Annotated in this window: 10 protein-coding genes and 1 pseudogene; 7 read left to right on the top strand and 4 right to left on the bottom strand. The window is 56.4% G+C overall.

Annotated features, from left to right (window positions below):
- Positions 1-57 precede the first annotated feature (57 nt).
- Positions 58-636: a cyclophilin-like fold protein gene (locus G1C95_RS08035; RefSeq protein WP_205832769.1), complete on the top strand. Its 579-nt coding sequence runs from the start codon at positions 58-60 to the stop codon at positions 634-636.
- A gap of 1 nt (position 637) precedes the next feature.
- On the opposite strand, the gene G1C95_RS08030 is transcribed toward G1C95_RS08035, so the two are convergent.
- Positions 638-2,029, bottom strand: a complete 1,392-nt coding sequence (locus G1C95_RS08030; RefSeq protein ID WP_169172423.1) for an ATP-binding protein — start codon at positions 2,027-2,029, stop codon at positions 638-640.
- A 9-nt stretch (positions 2,030-2,038) separates the two neighbouring features.
- Positions 2,039-2,770 carry a LytR/AlgR family response regulator transcription factor gene (locus G1C95_RS08025; protein ID WP_169172422.1) on the bottom strand — a complete coding sequence of 244 codons (732 nt, stop codon included), beginning with the start codon at positions 2,768-2,770 and terminating at the stop codon, positions 2,039-2,041.
- A 301-nt stretch (positions 2,771-3,071) separates the two neighbouring features.
- Here G1C95_RS08025 and G1C95_RS08020 point away from each other — a divergent pair, with 301 nt between their 5' ends.
- The 4 genes from G1C95_RS08020 (at position 3,072) to G1C95_RS08000 (ending at position 9,601) form a co-directional block, all read left to right on the top strand.
- Positions 3,072-6,017 (top strand): glycoside hydrolase family 3 N-terminal domain-containing protein, encoded by a 2,946-nt coding sequence (locus tag G1C95_RS08020; RefSeq protein WP_169172421.1) that lies wholly within the window; start codon positions 3,072-3,074, stop codon positions 6,015-6,017.
- Between the two features lie 265 nt (positions 6,018-6,282).
- Positions 6,283-8,001, top strand: a complete 1,719-nt coding sequence (locus tag G1C95_RS08015; RefSeq protein WP_205832768.1) for a cyclophilin-like fold protein — start codon at positions 6,283-6,285, stop codon at positions 7,999-8,001.
- A 62-nt stretch (positions 8,002-8,063) separates the two neighbouring features.
- Positions 8,064-8,360: a hypothetical protein gene (locus G1C95_RS08005; protein ID WP_169172420.1), complete on the top strand. Its 297-nt coding sequence runs from the start codon at positions 8,064-8,066 to the stop codon at positions 8,358-8,360.
- Positions 8,357-9,601 (top strand): type II toxin-antitoxin system HipA family toxin, encoded by a 1,245-nt coding sequence (locus tag G1C95_RS08000; protein ID WP_205832767.1) that lies wholly within the window; start codon positions 8,357-8,359, stop codon positions 9,599-9,601. Before G1C95_RS08005 ends, G1C95_RS08000 begins: the two co-directional genes overlap by 4 nt.
- A 124-nt stretch (positions 9,602-9,725) precedes the next feature.
- Here the strand turns inward: G1C95_RS08000 and G1C95_RS07995 are convergent, their stop codons facing one another.
- Positions 9,726-10,091: a VOC family protein gene (locus tag G1C95_RS07995; protein ID WP_169172418.1), complete on the bottom strand. Its 366-nt coding sequence runs from the start codon at positions 10,089-10,091 to the stop codon at positions 9,726-9,728.
- A 248-nt stretch (positions 10,092-10,339) separates the two neighbouring features.
- Here G1C95_RS07995 and G1C95_RS07990 point away from each other — a divergent pair.
- A pseudogene (locus tag G1C95_RS07990) lies at positions 10,340-11,118 on the top strand (ABC transporter ATP-binding protein).
- Complete coding sequence (locus G1C95_RS07985; RefSeq protein WP_169172417.1) at positions 11,118-11,903, top strand: ABC transporter permease; 786 nt, start codon at positions 11,118-11,120, stop codon at positions 11,901-11,903. Before G1C95_RS07990 ends, G1C95_RS07985 begins: the two are co-directional and overlap by 1 nt.
- Positions 11,904-12,135: 232 nt before the next feature.
- Here the strand turns inward: G1C95_RS07985 and G1C95_RS07980 are convergent, their stop codons facing one another.
- Entirely contained in the window at positions 12,136-13,089 is a 954-nt protein-coding gene (locus G1C95_RS07980) for an aldo/keto reductase (protein WP_205832766.1), read from the bottom strand.
- Positions 13,090-13,131: the final 42 nt, after the last annotated feature.

The following is a 13,131-nucleotide window of genomic DNA, read 5'->3' as shown; positions in this document are numbered from 1 at the left end:
ACAATCGTTTTCATCCAATATCAAATCATTTCCATTCAATATCAAAGGAGCATCATCATGAATAACACTCTGCGGATGACCATCGCTGCTGGCTGCGCACTTGCCCTGTCCCTGACACTGGCGGGCTGTGCCGGCGGCGGTTCCTCGTCGTCGAACAATACCGCTGCTGCGAGCGGTTCATCATCGTCTAGTGCGGATTCGTCTCGCTCGTCGTCTTCCGGTGAAATTCCCTCTGTGCTTGAAGTTCGTTTCGGCGACGACGGGGCTCCCTTCGCGCTGAATCTGGAATCCAACGCCACGGCCTCCGCCATTGCGGGGTATGTGGCCGAATCCGACTGGCGTCTGCCGATCTACCATTACGACGATTTCGAAGACTCCGACGTGATGCAGTACTACGATATCCCCAGCCGCTACGAGATTCCCTCCAATCCTGGGGCCGTGACCGAGGAACATGCCGGAGAGCTCTACTATTCCCATCCGAACCGCATCATTCTGTTCTATCGTGATGCGCAGGTCAGCGGCGAATACACGAAAGTCGGCGAATTCGACCCGACCGACGACTTCGTCAACGCCGTCATCAACAATCCCGTCCTCGAAGGCTGGGGCAACAAAATCGTCCAAATCGGCGTGGAATAAGCTATGCCGGAATAGGAATGAGGATATTGAGGGAGAAGACCTGGTCGGCGGTATCGATATTGAGCTGGCCTTGGTACTTCGCCACCTGCCGGGCGATGGAACGCATTCCGAAACCATGGAAGCGCCGATCCGCCTTCGAAGTCTGCGGCAGGCCGTTCTCCATGCGCGGCGCATCGCCCGCATAATAGTTCTCCTCGCTCACACGCAGCATGCGTCCGTTGGCGCGTATGTCGAAAGTAATCTGACGGTCTGCCGCGTTCGGCAATAATGCCACCGCCTCGATCGCATTATCGAGGATGTTGCCGAACAGCGCGTAGACGTCGGAGCGATCCATAAACCCGAGCTGTTCGCCATCGGCCATGGCGGTCAGCGTGATGTCATGCTGCGTGCAATACAAGCTTTTCTCCGTCAACAGCGTATCCAACGCGTCGTTGCCGGTGCGGAAAATCGAATCGTACACGCGAATCGAACGTTCCATCTCTTCCAACGCATCGGTGGGAATATCAGCGGCGGGGGAGTCGCCTGGCATGGCAGCCTGCGCCCGTTGCAATTCCTGCGCAGTTTTGCGCAGCGATGCAAGGTTCTTACGTACATCATGGAACTTCGTATTCAATAATTCGATGTTCTCGCGGCTCATCTCATACTGCTGCTCCTTGAGCCGGTTGATCTGCTGAATCACCGCCAAATCATTGGCCAGCCTGTCGTTGTTCGATACCGCGATCAACAGAGCGAAAGCCAGTATGCTGCACACTAGGTCATACAGGTAGCAGATGACTTGGCCGCCGAATTCCAACCAGCCGCCGTCGACCAGCTCTTCCACCACCAGATTGAACACGATCACCAGCGCCAGTACGCCAAGACTCATCAGCACACGAGCTTTCGCATCGCGAATCTTCTCCCCATCCACAGTGAAATCGTGAGCAACCAGCAGCCAGATCAGCCAGTAGATGACGGCGAACACCACCACGTGCAGCGGAACCAACCGCATATCGTAGATATACAACCGTAATCCCGCAACGGAACGCAACGCCGAAACGCAGGCGAAAGCAATATGCTGTGCGCAGTAGCCCACGGCGACGATGACCAGCGACTCCATCCACGACACGGAACAAATCCAGTGCAGCAACACTGCGAGCAGTGCCGCATAACAGGCGAACAGCAAGGTGCTCGCCAGAAGACGCAGCACAGACGTGGCCTGCCCACCGGTTGACGGCATCGTCCACAGAAAAGGACATGCCATACGAACAGCACCCGTCGCCACACCGACGGCCAGTGTGACAAGGGCGCCAATCGCGACATGCTCGGTGCGATGCCAGTCGAGCCGTCGAGTAAATAACAGTACACCGGCGACAAACTCCAGCAGGAAAGGTAGAAAATACGTTAGTTGCAGCATGATGTCCGCCTATGCGCGGCTGTAATAAGCGTTCAACGCCTGCATCAACGGCTTTTTGCGTGAGCGAGACACAGCAAGGCGCTCGCCGTCCACAATCACCGTATCCGCTTCGAAAGCGTCCACCCATGCGAGATTGACCAAACAATACCGGCTCGACGCCACGAAATCGTGCCCGCCCAATTGCTCGGCCGTCGCCTTAAGTGACCCCCAATCCCTCCATACGCCTTTATCGGTGTGGTAAAGCACGTTGTGCCCCGTCACCTCCACGTAGCGGATCTCATGCGAGTCGAGGAAATGCATGTGATCATCGGATTTGATGGCGATGGTGGTGCCTGTACGTGTGGCGATAATGTTCAACGCCTTGCGCATTTTCAGAGCGAATCCCGGATATTCCAGAGGTTTGACGAGATAGCCGACAGCATCCACATCGTAACCGATGGTAGCGTACTGAGCCATTTTGGTAGTGAACACGATCACCGTGCGCGTATCCAGTTCCCGCAGGCGGCGTGCGGTCTCCAAACCATCGATGCCGGGCATCTCCACATCAAGGAAGATCAGGTCGAATGGTTTGCGCTCCGCATCATCATAAAAGCGCAGCAACGCCATACCATCAGCGAAGCGGGTAAGAATGATGCGGGTATCCCCAGCGGGATGTTCATCGCAGTATCGCCGCACCATCGATTCCGTGATGGCGGCATCCTCGTCGACATCATCAGTGATTGCAATAGAAATCAAAACCATATATGGCAGTCTAGCGGGTTCAATGCGCGGGGCGCGCACGTGCATAATCGGGAAAACGCGCCATCCATAAGGCATTGCCAGTGTTTCGGATGACGGCTCATGCAACCACGATGGCAGCTCATGCAAAAGCCGGATACGGCCGGCTTCACTGTTTTAACGTAGCAATCATCACCGCAAAACCACACGAAACAGATCGCAATCCCACGGCAAGGAACGCTTCGGATCGGCTGTTTCACAGTGGGCAGGGCATAGCAGCCCAATGCGATGAATCATTTGCATCCCGTTTTGTAAGGAGAAGAACATGTTGGGTATCAACATCGCCGACGTGATCAATGTGATCGTGTCGTTGCGCTCGCAGCTGATTGCCATAGGTGTGGCGTTGGCAATCGCACTATTGGTTACGATCATTATCAACAAGCGCACCGTGAAGGAACAAAGCGTGCGCAAGCTTGTGCACAGCGAGACTTGGATCGCTGCGGCCGTGGCCGTGATTGTGGCTGTGAGCATGATGCTGTTCGGACCGTTGAGCACCACGCTGTCGCTGCTCTCCGGCGGCGGACGGCTGAGCGAGGAGACGATGGCCCGCGCCAATGATATGGCCGTCGACATCCAACGCGAAGGTATCGTGATGTTGCAGAATGACGACGATCTGCTGCCGCTCGGAACCGGTCAGGTGAATGTGTTCGGATGGGCTTCCACCGATCCGATCTACGGCGGTTCCGGTTCTGGATCGCTCAACGACCAGTACGATACTACCTCTATCCTTGAAGGACTGAACGAAGCCGGTATCGAAACGAACACCGAGCTGTCGGATTTCTACACCGACTATCGCGCTGACCGCCCTGCCATGAGCGTGTTCAGCCAAGATTGGACCCTGCCGGAGCCGCCCGCCTCCACCTACTCCGATGATCTGCTCGCCAACGCGCGTGACTTCTCTGACACTGCGGTTGTTGTGCTCGCACGCCCCGGCGGCGAAGGTGCCGATCTGCCGCACCGCATGGGCGACATCGCCCAGACCGGCCCCGGTGAGGATACTGACAGCGGCGAGGGCGACGCGAACGCCGTCGCCGGACAGATGGGCGGCGACGTGGTCTACCACAATAATTCCAATGACTATCAGGACTTTGCCGACGACCAAGGTTATCTGACCCTCTCCCAGAGCGAATCCGACATGATCAACCTCGTCACCGAGAACTTCGAGAACGTTGTGCTTGTTTACAACGGTGCCAACGACTTCGAACTTGACTTCGTGAATGACTATCCGCAAATTAAATCCGTGCTGTGGTGCCCGTCCGCCGGCCAGACCGGTTTTGCCGCCCTCGGTGAGGTGCTCTCCGGTGCCACGAACCCCTCCGGCCATTCCACCGACACCTTCGTGCGTGACTTCTCGCTCACCCCGTGGTACAACAACATCGGCAACTTCACCTACGACAACATGGACGAGTTCAACGCTACCTCGTTCACCGGCACCAGCACTCCCACGTTCGTCAACTACGTCGAAGGTATCTACGTCGGTTACCGCTACTATGAGACCGCCGCTGCAGAAGGCGCAATCGATTACGACTCGGTGGTGCAGTATCCGTTCGGCTACGGCCTGAGCTACACCACCTTCGAACAGGAGATGGGTGACGTGACCTATGACTCCGACGGCACAATCAGCTTCGATGTGACCGTGACGAACACGGGCGACGTGGCCGGCAAGGATGCGGTCGAGGTGTTCTACAATCCTCCGTACACCAACGGTGGCATTGAGAAGGCATCCGCCAACCTCGTCGATTTTGCCAAGACCGACGAACTTGAGCCGGGTGAATCGCAGACCATCAGCGTCGAATTCCAGGACGAAGACATGGCCTCCTATGATTACCGGAACGCATGCGCCTACGTGCTCGAATCTGGCGACTATGGCATTTCCATCCGCTCCGACTCCCACGCCATCATCGAAGAGCAGACCGTGACCGTGCCGGAAACCATCACCTACTCCGGCGACAACCATCGCTCCGATGACCAGAGTGAAGTCACCAACGTGTTCGACGACGCAGCCGGCGATGTGACCTACCTGTCCCGTGCCGACCACTTCGCCAACTATGACGAGGCCACAGCCGCTCCGACTTCCTACAGCATGTCCGAGGAATACAAGACCACGTTCATCAATGCCTCGAACTATGAGAACGAGAATAACGATTCCGACGAAATGCCGACCACCGGCGCGGATAACGGCATCGATCTGGTCGAACTGTACGGCAAGGATTACGACGACCCCATGTGGGACGAGTTGCTCGACGAGCTCACCTTCGACGATATGGACAATCTGATCGCCAACACCGGTTACAACAACGCCGCCATCTCCAAGATCAACAAGCCCCAGCAGTCTGACGTGGACGGCCCGGCCGCGTTGAACAACAACTTCACCGGCGTCGGCTCCATCGGCCTGCCCGCCAGCACCGTCGTGGCCAACACCTTTAACCCTGAGCTGGCCACCGAATACGGCGAAATCATCGGCGATATGGCGCATGAGATCAATGTGACCGGTTGGTATGCCCCGGCCATGAATATCCATCGTTCCGCCTATGCGGGCCGCAACTTCGAATACTTCTCCGAGGATCCGCTGCTCTCCGGTGTGATGGCCGCCAACGAGAACGCCGGTGCCGCCAGCAAAGGCGTCTATGGCTTCATCAAGCACTATGCGCTCAACGATCAGGAAACCAACCGCAACTCCATGATTTGCACTTGGGCCGACGAGCAGACGATCCGCGAGATCTACCTGAAGCCCTTCGAAATGGCGGTCAAGGACGGCGAAGCCACCGCAGTGATGAGCTCCTACAACTACATCGGCACCCGTTACGCCGGTGCCCATCCGGGCCTGCTCAACACGGTGCTGCGCGATGAATGGGGCTTCCATGGATTCGTGGAAACTGACTACTTCGGTGGCCTTGGCTACCAGGTGGCCGACCAGATTATCCGCAACGGCGGCGACGCGATGCTCGCCACCACGGATACCAGCAACCACATCACCGACCACAGCGCCACCTCGGTAATCGCGATGCGCAACGCCTCGCATAACATCCTCTACACTGCGGTGAACAGCTGGATTTACGAGAACGGCCAGCCCGAGGTCGTCACTCCGGCCTGGCAGTACATCTACTATGCCGCCGTCGGTGTGCTGGGACTGCTGCTCGTCGCCGCCGAGGTCGTGGCCATTCGCCGCTTCTTCAAGCGTCGCAAGATGACTGTGAGCGTCGCTAAGTAAGCGGATACTCTCTTCGTCATCCTGATCGGAGCGTAGCGGAGTCGAAGGATCTCATAGCCATACAACGGCTGAGATTCCTCGACTCCGCTACGCTCCGCTTGGAATGACGAGAGAGATGTAGGTTCCGCTTGGAATGACGTCGAAAGACAATCCAATTCATGCTTTGTGGATATGGGTTGGCATCGTCCATAGGTATTTGATATGTGAATCGTGCGATGCCTATGGTGAAGGCAATTCAACCGTTTCATCCCTACAAGGCAACATCATGGCACAAGCATCATCTGGAACCCACGCGACCAACCTGCGTATTCTTCTGCTCGCAGTCGGTGCGTTCGGCATCATCAACACCGAAATGGGCATCACCGGCATTCTGCCCGCAGTAGCAGGCGAATACGGCGTCACCGTGGCGACCGCCGGACTGCTGGTGAGCATGTTTGCCCTGGCCGTTGCGTTCTCCGGACCAATTGCGCCGTTATTGTGCTCCCGGTTTCGTCGCAAAACGGTGATGCTGGCCTCGCTGGTTGTATTCACCGTCTGCAGCTTCGCTTCTGCGTTTGTCTCCAGTTTTCCGCTGCTGCTGGCCCTGCGCATCATCCCCGCGATTATGCAACCGGTGTACACCTCCTTCGCGTTCTCCGAAGCTGCGTTCTCGGTTCGCGAGCAAGATGCACCCAAGGCTACCGCGAAGGTGATGATGGGCGTCTCCGCCGGCATGGTGTTGGGCGTACCTTGCGTCAACTGGATTGTTTCGATGAGCTCCGTGCATGGCGGCATGCTGTTCTGCGCGGCGGTAAACGGATTTGCGCTGCTGGCGCTGATCTTCGGCCTGCCGAGCGGTGAACAGCCGCAAGCGATGTCGTATGGTAGCCAGCTCAAACATCTGCTGGAAGGCCGAACCTGGCTGTCCATCCTCGGCGTGGTGGCGCTCAACGGCGCGGTGTTCGGCGTATTCAGCTACTTTTCGGAATATCTTGGCACGGTCACTGGCCTGCCGGATTCGACGATTAGCTTAATGCTGTTGGTCTACGGTCTGATGAACATCGTGGGCAATATGATTGCCGGACGTGAACTCGTTCGCAGTCCGCGACGTTTCGTCTGCCTGCTACCGTTTCCGCTCGCGGCGATGTTCGCGTTGCTGTTCATCTTCGGCGCTGGTGCGATTCTTGCTGCCGTGATTCTTGTTGTTCTCGGCGTGCTGGCGGGTTGCGTCGCCAACGTCAACCAGTATTGGATTTCCGTCGCCATGCTCGACGCCCCGGAATTCGCCAACGGACTGTTCCTCGCCGCTACCAACCTCGGCACGATGATCGGCACGCAGCTGGTCGGCGCGCTCATCGACTCGATCGGCTCACGTATGATCCCACTCGGCGGCATTATCATGCTGGTCGTTGCGCTGCCATTGCTGCTTGCGCGCGTCGCTCCGCAGATTCGTGCCAAGCTGCGTGTGGTGATGGCTGCAGTTGCATCTGTGATGCTGCTACTGACTTCCGGATGTGCGATGACGAATAGTTCATCAGCTGAACATGCCGCTGAGACGCAGGCGACGCAGCAAGCGGCGCCGCAGCAAGAAAGCGAAGAAGCCGATGGCGGCGAAACTGCAGAACATACTAACGGAACTACGGAAAGCGAGCATGATATGAACGCCATAACCATTACCGTCAACGGACAATCCTTCACAGCAACCTTGGCCGACACCGAAACCGCACGGGCCTTCGCCGAACGTTTGCCCATGACCCTGACCATGGATGAGATGAACGGCAACGAAAAATACCACTATCTCGACGAATCGCTGCCGTCGAACTCCTCGAATCCCGGAACCATCCACACCGGCGACCTGATGCTGTACGGCTCCGACTGCGTGGTGCTGTTCTACAAAACCTTCCAAACCTCCTACTCCTACACCCGCATCGGTTCCATCGACAACCCCGACGCATTGGCCCAAGCCGTCGGCCGCGGCAATGCATCCGTCACCTTCTCTAATTAGAATGTTCTTTTCTGTTATAGATGTTAAATGATATAATTCTTTCTGTTAGAAAGGGATATATCATGGCTTCTCGCACACCTATTCCGGTTTCTCGAGCCATGCGCGACATTGCGCAGCACATGGATCTTTCTCGTAGACAACAGCGAATCACGCTTGAATTGTTGGCCGAGCGAGCAGATCTATCGGTGCCAACGGTACGAAAATTGCTGACTCATGGGAAGGGAAGTTTGGAGACGTTTTTGCGTGTGTCGAGAATTTTGGGAACACTTGAATCCGTAGTTTCCGCGACCGATCCATTGAATACCCCTATCGGACGCTTGCGTGCCGATGATAATACCCCGAAACGTGTGAGGGGGTGATCACGTTGGAAAACCAAGTTACTCTGCAATTATTTGGACGCGATGTGCCAGTTGGGAGATTGTTCACATCTGTGCGTAGAGGAGTTGAAAGCGCGAGTTTTTTATACGAGAATTCATATCTGAACGATCCTCAAGCGTTTCCTTTGGCACCGGACATGCCTCTTACGTCCGGAACGATATACGCGTCCGATGCCCCGATGTTCCGAATATTCCAGGACTGTATGCCGGATCGTTGGGGGCGTAATCTTATGAAACGTGCGGAACGTAATGCCGCCAAAGAAGAATCTCGTACCGCGCGGACGCTGTTCGAAAGGGATATGCTGGTCGGCGTTAACGATGCGACCCGTCAAGGTGCATTGCGTATCTGGCAGGACGGTGTCGCTGTCGCCGATTCGCGGGAAGGCGTTCCCCGCGAGATCAGTATTCCTGATCTGCTATCGTCGGCGGATCGAGCTGCCAAAGATATGAATGCTGATGTTCGTGATCTGCTCGCTGCGGGGTCAAGCCTTGGCGGCGCACGACCGAAGGCCTCCGTGCAAGACGAGCAGGGGAGGTTGAACATAGCCAAATTCCCAAGGGCAGATGAAAACATCGCTGATGATGTTGGCGCATGGGAGAAGACTGTGTTGCAACTTGCCTCAGAAGTAGGAATTCAAGTGCCGGACACTCGCTTGTTAAGGGTTCGCGGACGCTCAGTGCTTTTACTGAAACGATTTGATAGAACCGATAGTGGTGAACGAATACCGTATATGAGTGGCATGACCGCGATTCAAGGAGTAGACGGCGGGCACTATTCGTTTTTAGAACTCGTGGAGTTTTTGGAAGAGGAAGGGGCTAGTCCGAACCGCGACATTCGAGAGTTGTGGAAACGTGCGTTATTCGACACGGCAGTGGGCAATACGGACAACCACATGAGGAATCACGGATTTCTGAGAGCCGAACATGGTTGGGCGTTGTCTCCGGCCTTCGATGTAAATCCGACGATTGGGGACAACCCTAAGATGCTGAATACGGCCATTGATTACGACAGTCGTGAAGCCGAACCTGAAATCGCATTATCGGTGTGTGAATATTATCGCACCAGCTTAAGTGAGGCAAAGCGTATCGCACGAGAGATGGCGGAGCGCTTATCCGATTGGCGTAGGGTAGCTTTGTCCAATGGCATATCCGCATCTTCCATTGATGCAATGGCCACTTGTTTCGAATCTGGCGTTGACCGTTTGCGATTGGCATCGCAGTAAAGAGGATAATCTATCCGCCAGCTTGTGCGGCTGCTTATCAGGCGTTTTTCGTGCATGCAGGCTGGCGGATATGATGACATTGAAGTCATCTACATTGATGAGCTCAATGTGATGTGTGCTGTGGTCAGGAATTGATGACGGCTTCGATGTTGTTGCCTTCCGGATCATGCACGAAGGCCGCATAGTAGTTCGGACCGTAATGCGGGCGCGGGCCGGGTTCGCCATTGTCGGTACCACCGTTGGCAATACCCACCGCGTGGAACGCCGCGACCGCATCGGTGTCTGGTGCGTCGAACGCCACATGCATGGGCGCGATGACCGCGTCAGCAGCCACGGTCGACACGAACACGCTGGATCCGTCCGCGTGCGCAAACTGCTGCACACCCGGGAACGCCACACCCTTCGTGTATCCCAGCGGGGCAAGAGCCGCCTCATAGAACGCCGTCTCGCGCTCGAAATCCTTCACCTTGATAGTCAGATGATTGATCATAAAACCTCCTTGAGTTATGAACGTATGAACGGCTTCCGTGCCGCCCTTGTGCCCATTATAAGGTTTGGTATTCGTGGATGCCGGGTTATTCGTGCTTATTCGGTTACGGGAGCATTTGCTGTGCTGCCGTAAGTTGCATATGAGACGGAGAACATCTTTATTTGGGGAAGATGTTGCTAAGAATAAGCTAAGAAACGCTGGGTGTTCGATGTTTTGTCGTGCGACATATCGTGCGGCTTGTGCAAGAGATGCTGTGTGCTCAGAATATGTCGTGCAGAATGCCGTCGGCTCATGGTGAAGTGTCCGTGTTTCAGGGGCTTTCGTTCTCGCTTGGACAAGGTGAAATCGTCGATCTGGTAGGGCCCTCAGGTGCAGGGAAAAGCAGTTTACTGACAGCTCTGGCCTGGCTGAACCCGCATGCCGACGGCGAGCTCTTGTTGGAAGGACATTCCGCACGGGAATACGGCCCGCAACAATGGCGTTGCCATGTGGCCTATCTGCCGCAGAAGGCGACGTTAATCGGTTCAAGTGTGGCCGAAGCGTCCGTTTGCCCTGGACGTTGTCGGTACGTCGGGAATCGTCTTCATTGGGAAAGAATCGGATCGGGTATCTATGGTCGCGATTGTCGACCGCTGCGGACAATGCGCTGCCTGATGGTGCGATTCGTGAACTGCTGGATGCCGTTGGTTGCGCGGATATCGAGCTGTCCCGTCCGGTGCATGATTTGTCCGGTGGACAGGCGGCCCGCGTCAGTTTGGTGCGTACTCTGCTTACCCGGCCGAAGGTTCTGCTGGCCGATGAGGTCGATGCTGGATTGGATGACGATAATGCGAATCTTGTGGCCGACGTGCTGGCCGAGGCGGCCGAACACGGTATGGCGGTAATGCGTATCCGTCACCGGTCACCGGACGGAAGAGCAAAGCGCATCTTGAGATTGGCGGGCGGTGTGTTGTCGGATATCACGGAAGAGGCTGTTAGGAACGGCATGAAGAATGTTGACGATATGGTGACAGGGGAGGTGCGTTGATGAGCGGAACCTCCTACTCCATTGATTTTTTGGGCCTGCTGGTGGCGATGCTGATGGTGGTCGCCGCGGCTGCCATATCGGGCATTATGCGCATGGGCATTGGGCGGACGTTGTTGTGGTCGGCATGCCGGGCGCTGCTGCAATTGTGCGCGATGGGTTTCATCATGGGGTTCGTGATCAGGGCGAACAATCCCTGGCTGGTGTTTGCCCTGATGGCTGTGATGTTGGTCGCCGGCGTGCAAATCACGCTGTCGCGCGCCAAAGGCGTGCCGAAAGGGCTTGCATGGCCAGTGCTGCTCAGCTTGGTGATCACCATGCTCATGATGCTCGGCTTGGTGACGGAGCTCATCGTTCGCCCACAACCGTGGTATGCGCCGCAACTGGTGGTGCCACTCACCGGCATGCTGCTGGGCAACACGGTGAGTGCTTTGGCGGTCGGACTGAGCCGATTCTACGAAAGCATGAAGGAACGGCGTGACGAGATCGACACCCTGCTGGCGCTTGGCGCGAGCGCATGGGAGGCCTCACGCCCGTCGATAGTCTCGTCGATTCGTCTCGGGCTGCTGCCGACCAACGCATCGCTAGCGTCGAGCGGTATTGTCACGATTCCTGGCATGATGGCCGGCCAAGTCATCGCCGGCGGCGATCCGTTCGACGCCGCAAAATACCAGTTCGTGATTCTTGCCGCCATTGCCGCATTAACCTTGCTTGCCGACAGCCTCATCATGCTGATGGTCTACAAAACCTGTTTCACCGACACTGACCAATATCGTCCGATCTCATGAAGATATTGCCGTTTCAGCATCATATCTGCGTTACGGGTAGTGGATTTGAGCTTTTGCGGAGGTCGATCTGCGTTACGGGTAGTGCCCATTGGCATATAGTCCAAGTATCTTCCGCAGAATATCAACGATTGAAGAAGACATATGCCTGATGAGGCACTACCCGTAATGCAGATCGATGTTTGCAATTCCTCAAATCCACTACCCGTAACGCAGATAGCTGAGAAAAAGGGCGCTAATCCATGTCCTGTTCCCATTCGCGCAGCGTGTGCACGCCGGTCTCGTCACCGAGACGTTCCAGCAGCGCAACCTCGTCATCGGTCAAATGCAGCTGGGCTGCCGCGGCGGCCTGCTCGACCTGGCGAACCTTAGTGACGCCGATGATGGGCAACGTGCCCTTGGCGATGGCCCATGCGGTCGCCACCTGCGCGGGGCTCGCGTCATGGCACTTGCCGATGGTGCGCAGGGCCTCGATCAGTCGCTCGATTTCAGCCAGATGTGGATTGTAGGAATCGCCGCGTCCGGAGCCCTGCGGGAATGGATGCATCGAGTCATACTTGCCGGTTAACGCGCCTTGTTCCAACACCATGTAGGCGTAGAACGTGATGCCGTTCTCCTTGCAGTAGTCGAGGATGCCGGCGCGCTCCGACGAGCGGTGTAGCAGACTGTAATGATTCTGCACGGCCGACACCTTCAAACCGGCTTCGCCGAGGATTTCGTTTGCCCGCTTGATCTGGGCGAGGTTGTGGTTCGAGACGCCGATGGAGCGAATCTGCCCGCTTTTCGCCAATGGAATGAGATCCGGCGTCCAACGTTCCACATCCATGGGATTGTGGATCCAATACACGTCGATGACATCAGCATGCAGGCGCTGCTTGCTGCCATCCAGCATCTCCTGCATGGCGTTGGGGGAGTCGGAGGCGATCTGCGGCGTGAACTTCGTGGACAGCAGCACGCGCTCACGATCCTCATCCTTCACGAAGTCACCGAGGATGCGCTCCGAGCTGCCCTCGCCATATACGGCGGCCGTATCCCACAGATTCAGGCCATGCTCCAGCGCCGCGTCGAACACCGGTCGCAGCTCGCGCTCGTCGAGATGATTGCCGAACACCTGGTCGCCGCCAGCTGCGCCTGATCCCCAAGACCAGGCACCCAATGCGATCTTCGGCATGGTTGCATTCGTGCTCATGAGTGATTCTCCTTGTTATGTGTTGTTGATTGTTTATGGTTT

It is taken from the genome of Bifidobacterium oedipodis (assembly GCF_012932425.1).
In the GTDB taxonomy this organism is placed as follows: Bacteria; Actinomycetota; Actinomycetes; order Actinomycetales; family Bifidobacteriaceae; genus Bifidobacterium; species Bifidobacterium oedipodis.
This window is presented reverse-complemented; position numbering and strand designations above follow the sequence as displayed.

Coding starts and splice junctions, on each gene's coding strand:
- G1C95_RS08035 (WP_205832769.1), top strand. CDS start 58: ATGAATAACACTCTGCGGATGACCATCGCTGCTGGCTGCGCACTTGCC.
- G1C95_RS08030 (WP_169172423.1), bottom strand. CDS start 2,029: ATGCTGCAACTAACGTATTTTCTACCTTTCCTGCTGGAGTTTGTCGCC.
- G1C95_RS08025 (WP_169172422.1), bottom strand. CDS start 2,770: ATGGTTTTGATTTCTATTGCAATCACTGATGATGTCGACGAGGATGCC.
- G1C95_RS08020 (WP_169172421.1), top strand. CDS start 3,072: ATGTTGGGTATCAACATCGCCGACGTGATCAATGTGATCGTGTCGTTG.
- G1C95_RS08015 (WP_205832768.1), top strand. CDS start 6,283: ATGGCACAAGCATCATCTGGAACCCACGCGACCAACCTGCGTATTCTT.
- G1C95_RS08005 (WP_169172420.1), top strand. CDS start 8,064: ATGGCTTCTCGCACACCTATTCCGGTTTCTCGAGCCATGCGCGACATT.
- G1C95_RS07995 (WP_169172418.1), bottom strand. CDS start 10,091: ATGATCAATCATCTGACTATCAAGGTGAAGGATTTCGAGCGCGAGACG.
- G1C95_RS07985 (WP_169172417.1), top strand. CDS start 11,118: ATGAGCGGAACCTCCTACTCCATTGATTTTTTGGGCCTGCTGGTGGCG.
- G1C95_RS07980 (WP_205832766.1), bottom strand. CDS start 13,089: ATGAGCACGAATGCAACCATGCCGAAGATCGCATTGGGTGCCTGGTCT.